Genomic DNA, 17,422 nt, shown 5'->3' on the forward strand with positions numbered 1-17,422 from the left:
CGGGAGGCGACCAGGAGGGACTTTGCGCGAGCGGCCTGGAGGCAATTCCAGTCGCTCGCACAAGTGGATTGAAGCGGATGCTGAGGACAGGCCGGGGCCTCGCGGGCGGTGCCATGCGCGATCCGGGCGGACCGTGCGCGCCTAGGGCGCATCGAACCAACGACGGAAAGGAGGAGACCCATGAGCAGCTATGCGGAACTGGCGGCGGCCACCAACTTCTCCTTCCTGCACGGCGCCTCCCATCCTGCCGAGATGGTGGCGCGGGCGATGGAACTGGGCCTGACGGGCATCGGCATTGCCGACCGTAACACGGTGGCGGGCGTGGTCCGCGCCTATGCGGCGGTGCGCGATGCGCCGGAAAAGGCGCGGGCGGCGCTGGCGGCGGCCAAGGAGAGGAGGGGCGAGCTGCCCGAACTGACGGAAGCAGAGCTAGCCGCCTGCGAGGTGAAGCTGAAGCTCGCCGTGGGCACGCGCCTCGTCTTCGCCGATGGTACGCCGGACATCATCGCCTATCCGGAGGACCGCAAGGCCTGGGGGCGCATCACCCGCCTCCTCACGAGGGGCAACCTCAGGGCCGTGAAGGGCGGCTGCATCCTGAGTTTCGAGGATCTGCTGGAGCATCTGGAGGGGCTGCTGCTCATCGTGATGCCGCAGAGCACGGCCGCCCCGCAGGAGGCTCACCGCGCCCCCGTGGGCTATGACTTTGCGGATCAGGAAGAAGCGAAAGACGCCCCGCCTGAAGCGGGCGGAGATCCCGAGGCGTCCGGTGTGCGCTCCTTCAGCCATCTTGCTCTCGTGCCACCGCCCGCGCCGACGCGGCCGGAGGGGCTGGAGGCGGTGCTGGCACGGCTCGCCACCGAAGCGCCGGGGCGGGTATGGCTGGGAGCGGCGCTCCACCGGCGCGGCAGCGATGGCCGCCGCCTCGCGCGCCTGCGCCGCCTCGCATCTGCCGCCCGTGTGCCGCTCCTTGCCACCAATGATCCCCTGTACGCGAGCGAGGACCGGCGCCCGCTGCACGATGTGCTCACCTGCATCCGCGACGGCACGACGCTGGAGGCTGCCGGCCGCCGGCTGGAGGCCAATGGCGAGCGCCACATCCGCACGCCGAACGAGATGGCGCGCCTGTTCCGTGCCTGCCCCGAGGCGCTCCGGGAGACGCAGCGCCTGCTGGAGCGCATCGGCTTCTCGCTGGGCGATCTGAAGTATGAATATCCCCATGAGCCGGTGCCGGAGGGCTGGGCGCCGCAGGACTGGCTTGAGCATCTGGTCACGGAAGCAGCGCACGCGCGCTATGGCGCCGTGCTGCCGGAGAAGGTGAAGGCGCTGCTGGCGGAGGAATTCGCCCTCATCCGCCAGGAGAAATTCGCTTATTATTTCCTTACCGTGCATGACCTCGTGCGCTTCGCCCGCGCGCAGGAGCCGCCCATCCTCTGTCAGGGGCGAGGCTCGGCGGCCAATTCCATCGTCTGTTTCCTGCTCGGCATCACCTCGGTGGATCCCGTCCAGTACAATCTCCTCTTCTCCCGCTTCGTCTCGGAGGATCGGGGCGAGCCGCCCGACATCGACGTCGATTTCGAGCACGAGCGGCGGGAGGAGGTGATGCAATATGTCTATCGCCGCTATGGCCGCCACCGGGCCGGTATCGCCGCCACCGTCATCCATTATCGCGGCCGCAGCGCCGTGCGCGAGGTGTCGAAGGTGCTCGGCCTCACCGAAGACGTTTCGAGCCGCCTCGCCGGCCTCGTCTGGGGCAGTCATTCCGGCGACATGGATGCCCGGCGCATGCAGGAGGCGGGGTTCGATCCGGACAATCCCGAGATGGCGCGCCTGCGCTTCATTCTCGAGCCGCTGCTCAGCGCGCCCTTTCCCCGCCACCTCTCCCAGCATGTGGGAGGATTCGTGCTGACGCAGGACCGGCTGGACGAGACCGTGCCTATCCACCACGCTGCCATGGCCGACCGCAGCTTCATCGAATGGGACAAGGACGACATCGACGTGCTCGGCCTGATGAAGGTGGATGTGCTGGCGCTCGGCATGCTTACCTGCATCCGCAAGGCTTTCGAGCTGATGCGTGCGCACGGCCTCGGTGAGAAGACGCTGGAGGTGGACCTCGCCTCCGACGATGAAGCCGTCTATGACATGCTGTGCAAGGGCGACAGCATCGGCGTCTTCCAGGTGGAGAGCCGGGCGCAGATCAACATGCTGCCGCGCCTGAAGCCCCGCAAGCTCTATGACCTCACCATCCAGGTCGCCATCGTGCGGCCCGGCCCCATCGAGGGCGAGATGGTGCATCCCTATCTGCGCCGGCGCGCCGGCCTTGAGGACTGGGCCTTTCCCTCGCCAACGCCGCCGCATCCGGCAAATGAACTGCACGATCTGCTGGGCGAGACCTATGGCGTGCCGCTCTTTCAGGAACAGGCGATGAAGCTCGCCATCGTCGCAGCCGATTTCACGCCCCGTCAGGCCAATGGCCTGCGACGGGCCATGGCCACCTTCCGCAACCCCGGCACCATCCATAGTTTTCGCGCCATGATGGTGGAGGGCATGGTGCGGCGGGGCTATACGCGCGACTTCGCCCTGCGCTGCTTCAAGCAGATCGAGGGCTTCGGCAGCTATGGCTTTCCGGAGAGCCACGCCCTCTCCTTCGCGCGCCTCGTCTATGTCTCTGCCTGGATCAAGTGCCACCATCCGGCGGTGTTCGCCTGCGCCCTGCTCAATTCCCAGCCCATGGGCTTCTATGCCCCGGCGCAGATCGTGCGTGATGCGCGCGAGCATGGGGTGGAGGTCCGCCCCGTGGAGGTCAATGCCAGCGAATGGGACAATACGCTGGAACCGGCCTCGAACGGGCGGCTCGCCTTGCGCCTCGGCTTCCGGCAGGTGGAAGGGTTTCGCGAGCTCTGGGCGGCGGAGATTGTCGCTGCCCGCGCCTCGGGCCCCTTCTCCAGCGTGGAGGACCTCGCCCGCCGGGCGCATCTGCCGCGGGCCGGTCTGCGGCTCCTGGCGGATGCCGATGCCCTGCGCTCGCTCGGACTGGGGCGCCGGGACGCCTTGTGGGAGGTGCGGCGCACGCCGGAGGGGGAATTGCCGCTCTTTGCCGCCGCCCGTGCGGGGGAGCTCAAGGCGGAACGGGATCTTCCGCTGCCGGCCATGTCGGCGGCCGAGCAGGTGGCGGTGGATTATCAGACCACGCGCCTCTCCCTGAAGGGCCACCCCATGGCCTTCCTGCGTCCGCTGTTCGCCGAGCGCGGCGTGCTCAGCAGTGCGCAGACAGCGGCGGCGCGGGCGGGCGCGAAGGTGCGCACCGCCGGCATCGTGCTCATCCGCCAGCGGCCGGGCAAGGGCAACGCCATCTTCGTGACGCTGGAGGACGAGACCGGCATCACCAATGTGCTCATCTGGGCGCGGCTGTTCGAGACGCTGCGCCTGCCGGTGATGGCCTCCCGCCTCATGCTGGTCCATGGGGAGGTGCAGCGCAGCCGCGAGGGTGTGGTGCATCTCATGGCCAGCCATGTGGAGGATTGCACGCCGGTGCTGGACGGCCACTTCTTCGACAGCACGGCGGGTGCCCATCCGGTGCATCGGGCCGCCCATCCCCGTGATGTGCGCATCCTGCCCCGCTCACGGGACTTCCACTAGGGCAACCGACCAACCCCGCCGCCTTCGGGGGCGCGAGGGACATCGAGATCGCGCGTGCTGCCCCGGTTGGGCGGCGCCTGCACAGGCTGTGTGTGCGCGAAACTCTGGACCTCCTTGATGCGCGGGTATATACGCCTATCTGACAGAAAGTGACGCACGCCGAGGCGTGGACGGCCGTCGCGGTGCCGAACGGCTTGCGTTTGTCGTTTGGCGCGGGGGTTGGCCAGGCGTTGCCATCGGATGCGCCAACCGGTTGGCCCGTGGTGTCCGTGCTCCATCGGCAGGCAAGGAAAGGAAGAGTCTGCACAGCTCATAAGGGTATATGCCCGCTCTGATGTGGCTCGCCGGCTCCGTTCGGCTTCCAGACGGCTGAGCGCGCGCGCCTTGCCGGAGCGAAGCTGCTGCCCGATCGGCCGCTGTGCAGCGGCCCCCACCAACGCCGCCGGGCCACCCCCGGTCGTTCCATCCCGCCGTGCCGAAAGGCGCGCTCCGGCCATTGCAAGAGGTCCTCATGACCCGAGACATCGTCATCGCCCATCCGGTCCGCACCGCCGTCGGTGCCTATAACGGCACGCTGAAGGGCACGCCCGCCACCGACCTCGGCGCCGTGGTGGTGCGCGAAACCGTGCGTCGCGCGGGGCTGGATCCGGCTGCGGTCGGGTCCGTGGTGATGGGAAATGTCATCCAGGCGGGGAACCGCATGAACCCCGCTCGGCAGGCTTCCACCCATGGCGGGCTGCCCGTGGAGGTGCCGGCCATGACCGTCAATCGGGTCTGCGGCTCCGGCGCGCAGGCCGTGGTGACCGCAGCGCTGGAGATCGCCTCCGGCCTCCATGATGTGGCGGTGGCCGGCGGCATGGAGAATATGGATCGGGCGCCCTACCTCATGGATGGCGGCCGCTGGGGTTATCGGATGGGCCCCGCCCAGATCCTCGACAGCATGCTGACGGACGGGCTGAATGACGCCTTCTCCGGCTCCCATTCCGGCTGGCACACGGAAGATCTCGTCGCGCGGTCCCAGATCACCCGCGCCGAGCAGGATGCCTTTGCGGCGCGCTCGCAGCAGCGCTTCGCGGCGGCCCAGGCCGAAGGCCGGTTCACCGAGGAGATCGTCGCGGTGGAGGTGAAGGGCCGGAAGGGCATCGAGCTTTTCAGCGTCGACGAGGCGCCGCGCCCCGACACCACGGTCGAGACGCTGGCCAGGCTGCGGCCCGCGTTCCGGCCCGAGGGCACCATCACGGCCGGCAATGCGCCGGGTCTCAACAGCGCCGCTGCGGCCATGATCGTCGCCGAGCGCGCCTTTGCTGAGAAGAGCGGCCTCGTGCCCCTCGGACGGCTGGCCGGCTTCGGCATTGCGGGCGTGGAGCCGGGTCTCTTCGGCCTCGGTCCGGTGCCGGCGGTGCGCAAGGCGCTCCAGCACGCCGGCTGGTCGCTCGGCGACATCGAACGGATCGAGATCAACGAGGCCTTCGCCGCCGTACCCATCGCGGTGGCCCGTGAGCTTGGTCTGCCGGAGGACATCGTGAATGTGGAAGGCGGGGCGGTGGCCCATGGCCACCCGATTGGTGCCACTGGCGCGATCCTCGTGACGCGCCTGCTCCATGCCATGAAGCGTGACGGCGTGAAGCGCGGCATGGTCACCCTGTGCATCGGCGGCGGCCAGGGCATCGCGCTGGCGCTCGAAGCGGCGTGACGGCTTGAGGCGGCGCCGACTCTAGTTCGTGGAGGCGGCCGATGCCGCCTCTGCGAGCTTGTTGAACTGGAAGACGGGCATGGCCTTGCCGAAGAGATAGCCCTGGAAGCCGTCGCAGCCCCATGCCTGAAGGAGCCGATATTGCTCCTCGGTCTCGACGCCCTCGGCCACGAGAAACAGGCCCAGCGTGCTGCACATGTCGATCAGCAGGCGGACAATGGCGCGGTCCTGTTCCTCGGACGCCATCCTGCTGACGAAGGTCTTGTCGATCTTGATCTCGTCCACCGGCAGGTTCCTCAGCATGTGCAGCGAGGAGTAGCCGGTGCCGAAATCGTCCAGGGACCAGCGCAGGCCGACGTCCCGCAGGGCGCTCATCTTTTCGGCGGCCACGTCCGGGTCGCGCACGAAGAGGCTTTCGGTCAGCTCGAGCTTGAGCCGGGAGGGATCGGCTCCGGTGTGGGCGAGGATCTCTCTCACCCGCGGCACGAAATCGGGCTGGCGGAATTGCGACGCGCTGACGTTGACCGAGATCGTGAGGTCGCGGGTCGCGGGGATCTCGGCCCACAGCGCCAGTTGCGCGCAGGCGGTTCTGAGAACCCAGTCGCCCAGAGGCACGATGAGGCCCGTTTCCTCGGCGAGCGTGATGAACTTTGCGGGGGGAATGATGCCATGGTCCGGATTGAACCACCTCAGCAGCGCCTCCGCCCCGAGGATCTGGCGGGACGGGTCGACTTGCGGCTGGTAATGCAGGCGGAAGTCCCCCCGGGCGAGGGCCCGCCGCATCTCGCCTTCGAGTTGGTGGTAGGTGGCCATGTCCACCTGCATCAAGGTCAGCACGACACCGAGCGCGATCACCGCCGTTATGGCGTTGACCCACATGCCGACGTATCGAACGCCCTCGGGCGCCATCAGGTCAGGATGGCTGACGCCCATATCCGAACACTGGAAGACGATGAACAGCACGAAGTAGAGGCAGGGGAGGAAATATCTCAGATAGGCCCGCTCCTGCGAGAAAATGAAGAAGATCCCCACCCCAATGGGCAGCAGGAAAAGATGCGTTGATCTCTGAATGTCCCCGAGCGGGGCATCGATCAGGCAAAGCCACGTGACGAAGGGCAGAAGCGCGTGGGCGATGAAGATGGCGGCCGCGCGGGCATGATCGAGGAATATCAGGGCAAGCGCGGGGATGGCGAGGGCACTCAGCGCCAGATGGACCGCCATCATGACCCAGTGCCCGTGCAGCCCGTAAAAGACGCTCCAACCGCCGCCCAGCGCCACGAACACGCCACTTCCGAAAAGCAGGAGGGAGCGAACCCGTCTGTGCCGGCGCTGTTCCGGAGACCAGTCAAAGACGGAATTGCGTTTCATGGTCTCGGCCGTTTGCAGGGGAATTTCCGCCAGGTGCGGGCAGGTGGCGCCTTGGCCACGCCTGGAGGGGGAGCAGATGTGATCCGGATTTATTCGTTCGGGCCCCCGCCTGAAACAAGCGGAGCTGAAGAACTGGATCCGTCGCCTTGATTCACGCGCACGAATTCATGAGGCAACGCATGTTGTCAATATCTGGGTGCGCTTTGTCCTTCATTTCTGGCCTGCACACCTTTCCGTGCCATGCCGAGCCCTTGTGCCGTAGCACTTTTCTGCAGAGAGCCGCTCGCGCGTTGCGCCGGGCTGTTTGCGGGCAAGTGAGGGGCGCGCACGATCCGCTGTGTCAGGATGCCAAGGCTTCCGCGCGCTGGCGGAGCACGCCGGAGAGGTGCTCGGCGAACTGCGCGCCGGCGAGCGGCAGGTTGCGGCCCCGCAACTGGCCGAGCACAAGATCGGCGCCGGGCAGGTCCCGTTCGTCCACGGGGCGCACAACCACACCCGGCGGCATGGCTTCCGGTTCCGCGCCGATCTCGATCTGGAACGAGATCATGCCGCAATGGACCACGAGCCCCCGCAGCAGTTCGAAGGAATTGGCCTCCGCCGCCACCGAGAAGCGCAGGCCCGAGCGCGACAAGCGCTCCTCGATCATCTGCCGTCCTCCGGTGGAGAGTTCGGACAACGCCAGCGGATAACCCGTGCAGTCGGCGAGCCGCAGCTTCGGCTTGCGGGCGAGGGGATGGTCCGCCGGCATCAGCGCCACCAGCCGCTGCGGCAGGGTCATGAGCGGGCGCAGGCGGCCGATGAAGGCCGGGCGAAAGACGAGGACGAGGTCCACTTCATAATCCACCAGCAGGGTGATGGCGTGCTCGTGGTCGGCCACCATCACCTCGAAGGTCATCAGCGGATAGCGCAGGCGAAAGGCGGCGATCTGCTGGGGGAGGAAATCGTGCGCCAGCGCCTGGCTGCAGGCGATGCGCACGGTGCCGCGCCGCAGCCCGCGCAGATCCTCCAGTTGCGAGCGCATGCGGTCGGCATCATTGAGTTGCTCGCGGATGTAACTCACGAACACCTCGCCGGCCGCCGTGAGGCTGACGCCGCGTGCCCGCCGCTCCAGCAGCTTGAGGCCCAGTTCCTCCTCCAGATCCATGATGCGCCGGTTGAGGGCCGAGGGCGTGACATTGAGCCGGGCCGCCGCCCCGCGGATGGAGCCGGTGCGGGCCACTTCGTCCATGTAGCGCAGGAATCTGAGATGCCGCATGCCGTCTCCACCGGTTCGTAGCCATTTGGGCTACAATGCGTGGAATATTCGGCAATAGATAGCATCACTCCACCGTGCGTAGTCTCAAGGGGTTCGGGAGCGCCGCCTCCCGCCAGCCGCGAGCCGCGCCCCATGACCTCCGCAGGTTCAGTCCCCGCAGGCCTTTCCACGCTCAGCTTCGCGCGCCCGGTCCCCGCGCCGCGCCCGGTGGCCGTTCCGGCAACGCCGCAAGACGCGGAGGTCGACCTCGCGCGCACGGCCCTCGTCATCGTGGACATGCAGAACGACTTCCTGCATCCGGACGGCTGGTTTCCCCGCCTCGGTGTCGATGCGGCACCGCTTCTGGCCATCGTGCCGCGCCTGAAGGCGCTGGCGGCGGCGGTGCGCGCCGCCGGACTGCCGGTGATCTTCGTCAACTGGGGTGTGCGGGCGGACCGGGCGGAACTGTCCGCACCCCTCCTCGCCAAGGCTGGCGACAGCGGCCGGCGGCCGGTCTATGGCGATCCGTCCGCCTCGGGACGCGGGCGCATCCTCGTGGAAGGCGACTGGGGGGCGGCCACCATCGACGCGCTGGCGCCCGAGCGCGGCGATCTCGTGGTGCACAAGCACCGGCTCTCCGGTTTCCATGACAATGAGTTCGACTCGATCCTGCGCAACCGCGGCATCGACACGCTGCTGTTCAGCGGCGTGAACATCGACCGCTGCGTCTTCTCCACGCTCTGCGACGCGAGCTTCCGCGGCTACGGCTGCCTGCTGGTGGAGGACGCCTGCGCCACCGTGTCCCCGGCCTATGTGTCGGACGCCATCCTCTTCCTCGTGCGCCAGCTTTACGGCGTCACGCTCGCGAGCGATGCCCTCATCGCCGCGCTCGAAGCCCAGCCTCAATGACAACCCAGAACCAGACGGGTACCTTCCAGATGACATTCGGAAAACTGACGCGCCGCCTCGCTCTGGGGCTCGCGCTCGGCATGGCGTCCAGCGCCTTCGCTGGCCTGCCCGCGCTTGCTGAAACCAAGATCAAGATGGTGCTGAACTGGAAGTATCAGGGCCCGCAGGGCATGTTCTTCCTGGCGCAGGACCGGGGCTACTTCAAGGCCGAGGGTCTCGACGTGACCTTCGACCAGGGAAATGGCTCCGGCGCCGCCGTGCCGCTGGTGGCCAACGGCACCTACGACATGGGCTTCGGCGACGTGAACGCGCTGATCGAGCTGGTGGCCAAGAAGCCGGAGGGCGCGCCGGTCGCCGTCTACATCATGTTCAACCAGCCACCCTTCACCATCGCGGTGAAGGCGGACAGCCCCATCAAGATGCCGAAGGATCTGGAGGGCAAGACGCTGGGTGGTGCGGCGAATGACGGCGCGCTGAAGCTCTTCCCGGCCTTCTGCAAGCTGGCCAAGATCGACTGCTCCAACATCAAGATCACCAACATGCAGCCGAACCTGCGCGAGCAGATGCTCATGCAGGGGCAGGTGGATGGCGTGTTCGGCTATGTGAACACCATCCGCTTCTCGGCCAAGCTGATCGGCGTCGATGACGACAAGCTGCGCTACATCAATTTCGGCGACTACGGCATGGATCTCTATTCCAACGGGATCATCGTGTCCGCCGATCTCGTGAAGAACAATCCCGAGGCCATCAAGGGTTTCCTGCGTGCGCTGAACAAGGGCATGATCGATGCGCTGAAGGACCCGGACGCCGCCGTGGCGGCGGTTGCCAAGCGTGAGCCGCTGATCAAGGTGCCGCTGGAGAAGGAACGGTTCGACGCCACGCTGAAGGCGGAGATGAACCATCCGGAGATCGCCAGGATCGGTCTTGGCAACGTGGACCCCGTCCGCCTGCAGCAGTCCATCGACATCCTGGTCGATGCCAACAAGCTGCCCTCCACGCCCAAGGCGAGCCAGATCTTCGATCCTGCCTTCCTGCCCCCGGTCGCCGACCTGCCGAAGAAACTGTTCTGAGCACCGGCAAGCCTTCGCGCCGCTCCTCAAGGGAGCGGCGCCCAACAACAACGGACATCCAAAATGGATCTCAAGCTCAAGGATCGCGTGGCGATCATCACCGGCCCCGCCAAGGGCATGGGCGCCGCCATCACCCGCGCGTTCGCCGAGGAGGGCTGCAAGCTGGTGCTGATCGGCCGTGACACCGCCGCCATCGCCCCCATCGCCGACGAGGTGCGCGCCCGGGGCGCCGAGGCTATCGTGCTGCCGTGCGACCTTACCGATGCCGCCGCCTGCGAGACGGCGACCGCGCGGGCGCTGGACGCCTTCGGCACCGTGGACATCCTCGTCAATGTGGCCGGCGGCTCGGGCCCCATCGGCAAGACGGGTGTGGAGACGACGCCGGAGGAGTTCGACGAGATCGTCACGCTCAACATGAACGGCTGCTTCCACACCATGCGCGCCGTCCTGCCGACCATGATTGCCCGGCGCTACGGCAAGATCGTCAATGTCGGCGGCACCTTCGGCATGCGCGGGCGGGCGGGCCGCATGGCCTACTCGGCCTCCAAATGGGGCCTGCGCGGCATCACCAAGAGCTTCGCGCTGGAGGTCGGGCCGCACAACATCAACGTGAACTGCGTCGAGCCCGGCATGGTCGACGGCCCGCGCTTCCGCGACAAGGTCTGCGCCGACATGGCCAGGAAGCTCGACATCACGCTGGAGGAGGCGATGGCCCGCCACGCGGCCGACTATGCGCTGCGCCGCGTGACCACCGACGAGGACGTGGCCAATGCCTGCCTGTTCCTCGCCAGCGACGTTTCCCGCCAGCTCACCGGCATCGACATGCCGGTCGATGGCGGCTGGGCCATGCTCTGAGGAGGGCGACATGAGCGAACCTGCGGATCTCGTCATCCACGGCGGCCGGATCGTCTCGCCGGAGACGGTCCTGGAGGCCTCCATTGCCGTGCGCGGCGGCACCATCGTCGCGGTGGGCGCGGCGGACGCCATGCCGGAGGCGAAGGAGACCTTCGATGCTTCCGGCCTGCACATCCTGCCCGGTGCCATCGACGTGCACGTGCACTTCCGGGACCCCGGCTACACCCACAAGGAAGATTTCGAGAGCGGCACGGCCGCCGCGGCCTTCGGCGGCGTGACCACCGTCTTCGACATGCCCAACACCATCCCCACGGTGGCCGATGGCGAGACCCTGAGGGCCAAGCACGCCATTGCCGCGTCAAAGGCGCATGTGGACTACGGCCTCTATGCGGTTCTGGGCGAGGATACGATCGGGAAGGTGCCGGAGCTGATCGAGGCCGGAATCATCGGCTTCAAATGCTACATGGGCAACACCTTCGGCCGCATTCCCTCGCCCTCCACCGGGGCGATGCTGGAGGCCTTCGAGGTGGTGGCGCCCACGGGCAAGCGCATCTCCCTCCATGCCGAGACAAATTCGGTGATGGAGCGCCGCCAGCAGCGCCTCACCGAAAGCGGGCGCACCGATCCGCTTGCCCATCTGGCCTCCCGTCCCGCGGTGGTGGCGGTGGAGGCGGTGGCCCGCGCGGCGATCCTTGCCGAATGGACGGGCGCGCGCATCCACATCCTCCACATCTCCTCCGCCGCCGAACTGCGGCCGCTGCGCGATGCCAAGGCGCGCGGTGTGGACATCACGGGCGAGACCTGCCCGCACTACATGATGCTGGGCGAAGCGGATTATGCCCGCTGCCGGGGCGTGATCCGGGTCAATCCGCCGGTGCGCGAGAGCGCCAATGACGAGCCCCTGTGGGCGGCCCTCATCGACGGCACCATCGACATGATCGCCACCGATCATGCCCCGCACACGCCGGAGGAGAAGACCCGCGCCGACATCTGGGCCGTCGACTGCGGCTTCCCGGGCGTCGAGACACAGATGCCGCTCATGCTGACCGAAGTGGCGGCAGGCCGCTATTCCATCTGCGATTATGTGCGCTGGAGCGCGGTCAATCCGGCCAAGGTGTGGGGTCTCTATCCCCGCAAGGGCGTGATCCAGCCCGGCGCCGATGCCGATTTCGCCTTCGTCGATCTCGACCACGCCTGGACGCTGCGCGACGCCGATCTCCAGTCGCGCTCGAAGATCTCTCCCTGGGACGGCAGGCCCGTGGTCGGGCTGCCACGCCACACCATGGTGCGCGGCCGCTTCGTGATGAAGGACCGCGCGCTGGTGGCGGACACCAAGGGCTACGGCCGCTCCGTCCATGTCATCCAGCAGATGCCCGAGCCGCGCCCCCTCCACACGGACGAGACACTGGCCGCCGTCATCGCCGCCCGTCCGGAGGCGGCGGCATGAACGAGGATGCGCCCACCTTCGTCCAGCTTGAGGACGTGCGGCTCACGTATGGCCGCGGCGAGCGCATGGTGGAGGCCCTCGGCACCACCAATCTCAAGATCGGGCAGGGCGATTTCGTCGCCCTCGTCGGCCCCTCCGGGTGCGGCAAGTCCACCATCCTCAAGCTGGTGACGGGGCTCATTCCGGCCTCCGTCGGCTATGTCTTCGTCGCCGGCCGCGAGGTGGGCGCCGAGCCGGTGCGTGTGGGCATGGCCTTCCAGAACCCGACGCTGCTGCCCTGGCTCACCATCCGGCAGAACGTCATGCTGCCGCTGAAGATCGTGCCGCCCTTCCGCCAGCAGTACCGGGCCAAGAAGAAGACCGAGTTCCGCGACCGGGCCGAGGCGTTGCTGGCACAGGTGGGGCTCTCGGGCTTCGGCGACAAGTTCCCCTGGCAGCTCTCCGGCGGCATGCTCCAGCGCGCCTCCCTGTGCCGCGCGCTGATCCATGATCCGCAGTTGCTGATGCTGGACGAGCCCTTCGGCGCCCTCGACCAGTTCACCCGCGAGGAACTGTGGGCGATCCTTCAGGATCTCTGGCTGACCCGCCGGCCCACGGTGCTGCTGGTCACGCATGATCTGAAGGAGGCGGGCTATCTCGCCAACCGCGTCTGCGTCATGCGGGCCCGTCCCGGCCGCATCGTCGAGGACTGCCATGTGGACTTCGCCCGCCCGCGCACCATCGAGATGACCTACGAGCCCGGCTTCGTCTCGCTGACCCAGCGCCTGCGTGGCCTGATCGTTTCCGCCCGCAGCCCTGCCGCCGTGGAGGCCTCCGCATGAGCTACGCCTTGCGCCGCCGGCTCTCCTCGGCCGCCGTCATCATCGGCTTCTTCGTCCTGTGGGAAGCCGCCTGCGTGATCTTCCACATCAAGGAGATCGTGCTGCCGCGTCCCTCGCAGGTGCTGGCCACGCTCTGGCTTCAGGCCCCGGCCATCTGGCCGCACACGGTGCAGACCCTTTACACGACGCTGGTCGGCTTTGCGCTTGGCATTGTCAGCGGCGTGCTTCTCGGTGTCGTCATCGGCTCCTCGCGCCTTGCCTATGACACGGGTTATCCGCTGCTCATCGGCTTCTCCTCCATCCCGAAGGTGGCGGTGGTGCCGATCTTCGTCCTGTGGTTCGGGGCTGGCACGGTGCCGGCGGTGCTCACGGCCATGATCATGAGCCTCTTCCCCATCGTGGTGAACGTGGCCACCGGCCTTGCCACCACAGAGCCGGAGCTGGAGGACGTGATGAAGGCGCTGCGCGCCACCAAGCTCGACATCCTGTTCAATGTCGGCCTGCCGCGCGCCATGCCCTATTTCTTCGCCTCGCTGAAGGTGTCCGTCACGCTCGCCTTCGTCGGCACGGTGATCGCCGAGACGGTGGCCTCCAATCGCGGCATCGGCAATCTGATGATGATCGCCTCTTCCTCCTTCGACGTGCCCCTCGTCTTCGCCGGGCTGCTCGTGCTCGCGCTGCTCGGTGTCGGGCTCTACGCCATCTTCTCCCTCATCGAGGGCCGGGTGATCGGCTGGGCGCGGCGCAAGGACGACTACGCCATGGGCTGAAGCCCAACCGACGCGATGCCCAACTTGCGGGAGTGACCGATGAAACGATTGCTTGTGGCCATCCTTGGCGCGCTCCTGCTCACGGCGGGAGCGGCCCGCGCCGAGCCGGTGAAGATCCGCTTCACGCTGGACTGGAAGCTCCAGGGCCTCCACGCCTGGTATTACTGGGCCCAGGAGAAGGGATACTTCAAGGCCGAGAATCTGGACGTCACCATCGATCAGGGCGAAGGTTCGGCCGCGACCGTCACCCGTATCATGTCCGGCGTTTATGATGCCGGTTTCGGCGACATCAATGCCGTGATCCAGAACGCCGCCGTGCGCCCGGCAGAGACGCCGGTCATGGTCTACATGATCTACAGCAAGGCGCCCTTCGCCCTCCTCACCAAAGCGGACAGCCCGGTGAAGAGCGTGAAGGATCTCGCCGGCACCAAGCTCGGCACGCCTGCGGGCGGCGCCGCCTTCAAGCTGCTGCCCCTTCTGGCGAAGGCCAACGGGCTTGAGTACGGCAGCATCGCCATCACGCAGGTGGCGCCCAATCTTCAGGAGCAGATGCTGCTTCAGGGCCAGGTGAATTCCATCGCGGTCTTCTCCGCCACCAGCTACATGAACCTCGTCGCCCTGAAGCTCGATCCGGACAAGGACTTCCGCTGGATCTTCTATTCGGATGCCGGCATCGATCTTTATTCCAACGGCATCATGGTGTCCCGGAAGCTGGCGAACGACAGCCCGGAGGCGGTGAAGGGGCTGCTGCGCGCCATCAACCGCTCCATCAGGGAGACGGTTGAGAACCCGGATGCCGCTATCGCACTGCTGGCGGCCAAGGAGCCGCTCATCAACAAGGACATCGAGAAACGCCGGCTGATCTATGTGTACAAGTCGCTCATCGACACGCCCGAAGCCCGCCAGCTCGGCCTTGGCGACATCAGCGACGCGCGGTTGGACACAGCCATCAATCTGATCTCCGAAGCCTTCGAACTGCCGAAGAAGCCCGCGCCGGCCCAGGTCTTCGACCGCGCCTTCCTGCCGCCCAAGGCTGACCGCGTGCCGCCGCAGGTGGGCCCGTGAGCGAGCCCCGCACGCTCTCCTGTGCCCATCTGCTGGCCGACCCGCGGGGGGCGGCCGCTGGGCCGACGCGCCTGACGCTTCGGGACGGACGCATCGAGGCCCTCTTGGCAGCGCAGGGGCCGGTGGACGATCTCTTCGTCATGCCGACGCCTGTCAACGCCCACGATCACGGCCGGCCGGTGCGGACGAGTTCCATCGGTGCCGGCGGCAAGCCGCTGGAAGCGTGGATTCCGTATCTGGCCCTCTTCCCGTCCGTTGATCCCTATCTAGCCGCGGCGCTCTCCCTTTCGCACAGCGCGCTGGGCGGCGCGGGCGTGGTGATGATGCACTACACCCGCGCGCAGGGCTTCACCGATCTTCCGGGCGAGGTGCGTGAGGTGGCGCGCGCGGCCCGCGACGTGGGCGTGCGGGTCGGCTTCGCTGTCGCGATGAAGGATCGCAACCCGCTCGTCTATGGACCGAGTGCCTCCGTCCTTGGCGGCATTGCTGAGCCGGCGCGCAGCCGGCTCGAACGACAGTTCCTGCGTCCGTCGCTCGAGCCGAAGGCTTTCATCGAACTGGCCGATGCGGTGGCGGAAGCGGCGGGCGGGCCGGACTTCGATGTCCAGTATGGGCCGAACGGCCCCCAATGGTGCTCGGATGCGCTGCTGGAAGCGGTGGCCGAGGCGTCGGCCCGCACCGGACGCCGGGTGCATATGCACCTGCTTGAAAGCCGCTACCAGCGCACCTGGGCGGATGAGGCCCATCCCGGCGGCATCGTCCGGCATCTCGACGCCCTCGGCCTCCTGTCCGAGCGCCTGACGCTTGCCCATTGCGTCTGGGCACGACCTGACGAACTCGCTCTGCTGGCCGAGCGGGGCGTCACCATCGTCAGCAACCCGTCCTCCAATCTCCATCTGCGCTCGGGCATCGGTCCGGTGGCCCAGATGAGGGTGCGGGGTTGCCGGGTGGCCTTCGGCGTCGATGGCCGGGCCATGGATGAGGACGACGACATGCTGCGGGAAATCCGCCTCGCACATCTCCTGCACCTCGGCACCGGCTTCAAGGCGGCGGTGACACAGAACGCCATTCTGGAGATGGCGCTGGTGAACGGCCGCCGCTCCGTCCTCAACGGCGCGGACGGCGGTCGCCTCGCGCCAGGTGAACCGGCGGACCTGCTGGTGCTGGACTGGGCCCGGCTGGAGGATGACCGGCTGCGGGACGATCTCGATGCCGTCGAACTGGTCGTGACCCGCGCGACTGCCCGCCACATCCGGGAACTGATCGTGGGTGGCCGTACCATCGTGCGCGACGGTGTCATCACCGGCATCGATATGCGGGCGGTGCGGGCCGAGCTTCTTGCCCAGATGCGTGCCGGCATGGCCGGCATGGCGGACCTCGCCGCGGCCCTGCCATCGCTGGAGGCCGCCATGGCCGCTCATTTCGAACCCGGGTGCTGCTGACATGCCCATCGCCAAGGTCCACCGCATTGCCGCCGCGAGCCCTGACGACGTGTCGGGTCTTGCCGCTGCCATCGCCACGGGGGCCATCGCGCCTGCAGGCATCCTCGCCATCTTCGGAAAGACCGAGGGCAATGGCTGCGTGAACGATTTCTCCCGCGGCTTTGCCGTCCAATCGCTCCAGATGCTGCTGCGCGGTCACATGGGAGCTGCGGCAGACGAAGTGTGCCTCGTCATGTCCGGCGGCACCGAAGGCGGCATGTCCCCCCATTTCCTCGTGTTCGAACGGGCGGAGGGAAACGCTCCCGAAGCGGCCCCGGCGCTTGCCATCGGCCGCGCGCACACGCCGGATCTGCCCTTCGAGGCGCTGGGGCGCATGGGGCAGGTGCGGATGGTGGCACAGGCCGTACGGCGGGCCATGGCGGCGGCGGGCATCACCGATCCGGAGGACGTGCATTTCGTGCAGGTGAAATGCCCGCTTCTCACTGCCATGCGCGTGAAGGAGGCTGAGGCGCGCGGCGCCACCACGGCCACGTCGGACACGCTCAAATCCATGGGCCTCTCACGCGGGGCGAGCGCGCTCGGCATTGCGCTGGCGCTGGGGGAGGTGGCGGAAGACGCGCTTTCCGACGCCGTCATCTGCGCCGACTACGGGCTATGGTCGGCGCGGGCGAGCTGTTCCAGCGGCATCGAGCTTCTGGGCCACGAGATCGTCGTGCTCGGCATGTCGGAGGGCTGGAGCGGCCCGCTCGCCATCGCCCATGGCGTGATGGCGGACGCCATCGATGTGACGCCGGTGAAAGCGGCTCTGTCGGCTCTGGGCGCTGAAGGCGGTGAGGCCACCATCGTGCTCGCCAAGGCGGAGCCCAGCCGCAGTGGGCGCATCCGCGGCAAGCGCCACACCATGCTGGACGACAGCGACATCTCTCCCACGCGGCATGCCCGCGCGTTCGTGGCTGGTGCGCTGGCGGGCGTCGTCGGGCACACGGAGATCTATGTCTCCGGCGGCGGCGAGCATCAGGGGCCCGATGGCGGCGGACCGGTGGCCGTCATCGCCGCGCGGACGACGGGTTAGGGAAGCTCTCCTGAAGCACGCAAGGGTTGAGTTCTGCGTC

At 67.5% G+C, this 17,422-nt stretch carries 13 protein-coding genes; 11 read left to right on the plus strand and 2 right to left on the minus strand.

The genetic code is table 11. From position 1 onward, the window contains the following. Positions 1 to 180: 180 nt before the first annotated feature. Both DFO45_RS01510 and DFO45_RS01515 read left to right on the plus strand, forming a co-directional pair. Entirely contained in the window at positions 181 to 3,636 is a 3,456-nt protein-coding gene (locus DFO45_RS01510) for an error-prone DNA polymerase (protein WP_133863476.1), read from the plus strand. Between the two features lie 511 nt (positions 3,637 to 4,147). After that, positions 4,148 to 5,329, plus strand: coding sequence for a thiolase family protein (locus DFO45_RS01515; RefSeq protein ID WP_133863477.1), 1,182 nt, complete (start codon positions 4,148 to 4,150; stop codon positions 5,327 to 5,329). A gap of 21 nt (positions 5,330 to 5,350) precedes the next feature. Here DFO45_RS01515 and DFO45_RS01520 read toward each other — a convergent pair whose 3' ends face one another. Together DFO45_RS01520 and DFO45_RS01525 are read right to left on the minus strand one after the other, a co-directional pair. Then, entirely contained in the window at positions 5,351 to 6,613 is a 1,263-nt protein-coding gene (locus DFO45_RS01520; protein WP_166657024.1) for an EAL domain-containing protein, read from the minus strand. Positions 6,614 to 7,037: 424 nt separating this feature from the next. Then, positions 7,038 to 7,952, minus strand: coding sequence for a LysR substrate-binding domain-containing protein (locus tag DFO45_RS01525; RefSeq protein ID WP_133863479.1), 915 nt, complete (start codon positions 7,950 to 7,952; stop codon positions 7,038 to 7,040). Between the two features lie 132 nt (positions 7,953 to 8,084). On the opposite strand from DFO45_RS01525, the gene DFO45_RS01530 reads away from it, so the two are divergent. The 9 genes from DFO45_RS01530 to DFO45_RS01570 all read left to right on the plus strand — a co-directional run bounded on the left by DFO45_RS01530 (position 8,085) and on the right by DFO45_RS01570 (position 17,382). After that, positions 8,085 to 8,840: a cysteine hydrolase family protein gene (locus DFO45_RS01530; RefSeq protein ID WP_133863480.1), complete on the plus strand. Its 756-nt coding sequence runs from the start codon at positions 8,085 to 8,087 to the stop codon at positions 8,838 to 8,840. Further along, positions 8,837 to 9,910 carry an ABC transporter substrate-binding protein gene (locus tag DFO45_RS01535; protein ID WP_245517918.1) on the plus strand — a complete coding sequence of 358 codons (1,074 nt, stop codon included), beginning with the start codon at positions 8,837 to 8,839 and terminating at the stop codon, positions 9,908 to 9,910. Before DFO45_RS01530 ends, DFO45_RS01535 begins: the two co-directional genes overlap by 4 nt. A gap of 63 nt (positions 9,911 to 9,973) precedes the next feature. Then, a complete protein-coding gene (locus DFO45_RS01540; RefSeq protein ID WP_133863481.1) occupies positions 9,974 to 10,765 on the plus strand; it encodes an SDR family NAD(P)-dependent oxidoreductase in 792 nt (263 codons plus the stop codon). 10 nt (positions 10,766 to 10,775) lie between these two features. Further along, positions 10,776 to 12,212, plus strand: a complete 1,437-nt coding sequence (gene allB, locus DFO45_RS01545) for an allantoinase AllB (RefSeq protein WP_133863482.1) — start codon at positions 10,776 to 10,778, stop codon at positions 12,210 to 12,212. Beyond that, positions 12,209 to 13,033 carry an ABC transporter ATP-binding protein gene (locus DFO45_RS01550; RefSeq protein ID WP_012172416.1) on the plus strand — a complete coding sequence of 275 codons (825 nt, stop codon included), beginning with the start codon at positions 12,209 to 12,211 and terminating at the stop codon, positions 13,031 to 13,033. Before allB ends, DFO45_RS01550 begins: the two co-directional genes overlap by 4 nt. Continuing rightward, complete coding sequence (locus tag DFO45_RS01555) at positions 13,030 to 13,803, plus strand: ABC transporter permease (protein WP_133863483.1); 774 nt, start codon at positions 13,030 to 13,032, stop codon at positions 13,801 to 13,803. The genes DFO45_RS01550 and DFO45_RS01555 overlap by 4 nt, the downstream gene beginning before the upstream one ends. A 39-nt stretch (positions 13,804 to 13,842) precedes the next feature. Further along, on the plus strand, positions 13,843 to 14,868 hold the full coding sequence (locus tag DFO45_RS01560; protein ID WP_133863484.1) for an ABC transporter substrate-binding protein: 1,026 nt from the start codon (positions 13,843 to 13,845) through the stop codon (positions 14,866 to 14,868). Continuing rightward, positions 14,865 to 16,310, plus strand: a complete 1,446-nt coding sequence (locus tag DFO45_RS01565) for an amidohydrolase family protein (RefSeq protein WP_208299722.1) — start codon at positions 14,865 to 14,867, stop codon at positions 16,308 to 16,310. Before DFO45_RS01560 ends, DFO45_RS01565 begins: the two co-directional genes overlap by 4 nt. Position 16,311: 1 nt before the next feature. Then, positions 16,312 to 17,382, plus strand: coding sequence for a ring-opening amidohydrolase (locus DFO45_RS01570; RefSeq protein ID WP_133863485.1), 1,071 nt, complete (start codon positions 16,312 to 16,314; stop codon positions 17,380 to 17,382). Positions 17,383 to 17,422 lie beyond the last annotated feature (40 nt).

Source organism: Azorhizobium sp. AG788 (assembly GCF_004364705.1).
GTDB classification, from domain to species: domain Bacteria; phylum Pseudomonadota; class Alphaproteobacteria; order Rhizobiales; family Xanthobacteraceae; genus Azorhizobium; species Azorhizobium caulinodans.

What these genes read in the sequence shown, in the direction of transcription:
- DFO45_RS01525 (WP_133863479.1), bottom strand. Translation starts at nt 7,952, where the DNA reads ATGCGGCATCTCAGATTCCTGCGCTACATGGACGAAGTGGCCCGCACC.
- DFO45_RS01540 (WP_133863481.1), top strand. Translation starts at nt 9,974, where the DNA reads ATGGATCTCAAGCTCAAGGATCGCGTGGCGATCATCACCGGCCCCGCC.
- DFO45_RS01535 (WP_245517918.1), top strand. Translation starts at nt 8,837, where the DNA reads ATGACAACCCAGAACCAGACGGGTACCTTCCAGATGACATTCGGAAAA.
- DFO45_RS01570 (WP_133863485.1), top strand. Translation starts at nt 16,312, where the DNA reads ATGCCCATCGCCAAGGTCCACCGCATTGCCGCCGCGAGCCCTGACGAC.
- allB (WP_133863482.1), top strand. Translation starts at nt 10,776, where the DNA reads ATGAGCGAACCTGCGGATCTCGTCATCCACGGCGGCCGGATCGTCTCG.
- DFO45_RS01530 (WP_133863480.1), top strand. Translation starts at nt 8,085, where the DNA reads ATGACCTCCGCAGGTTCAGTCCCCGCAGGCCTTTCCACGCTCAGCTTC.
- DFO45_RS01550 (WP_012172416.1), top strand. Translation starts at nt 12,209, where the DNA reads ATGAACGAGGATGCGCCCACCTTCGTCCAGCTTGAGGACGTGCGGCTC.
- DFO45_RS01555 (WP_133863483.1), top strand. Translation starts at nt 13,030, where the DNA reads ATGAGCTACGCCTTGCGCCGCCGGCTCTCCTCGGCCGCCGTCATCATC.
- DFO45_RS01510 (WP_133863476.1), top strand. Translation starts at nt 181, where the DNA reads ATGAGCAGCTATGCGGAACTGGCGGCGGCCACCAACTTCTCCTTCCTG.
- DFO45_RS01515 (WP_133863477.1), top strand. Translation starts at nt 4,148, where the DNA reads ATGACCCGAGACATCGTCATCGCCCATCCGGTCCGCACCGCCGTCGGT.
- DFO45_RS01560 (WP_133863484.1), top strand. Translation starts at nt 13,843, where the DNA reads ATGAAACGATTGCTTGTGGCCATCCTTGGCGCGCTCCTGCTCACGGCG.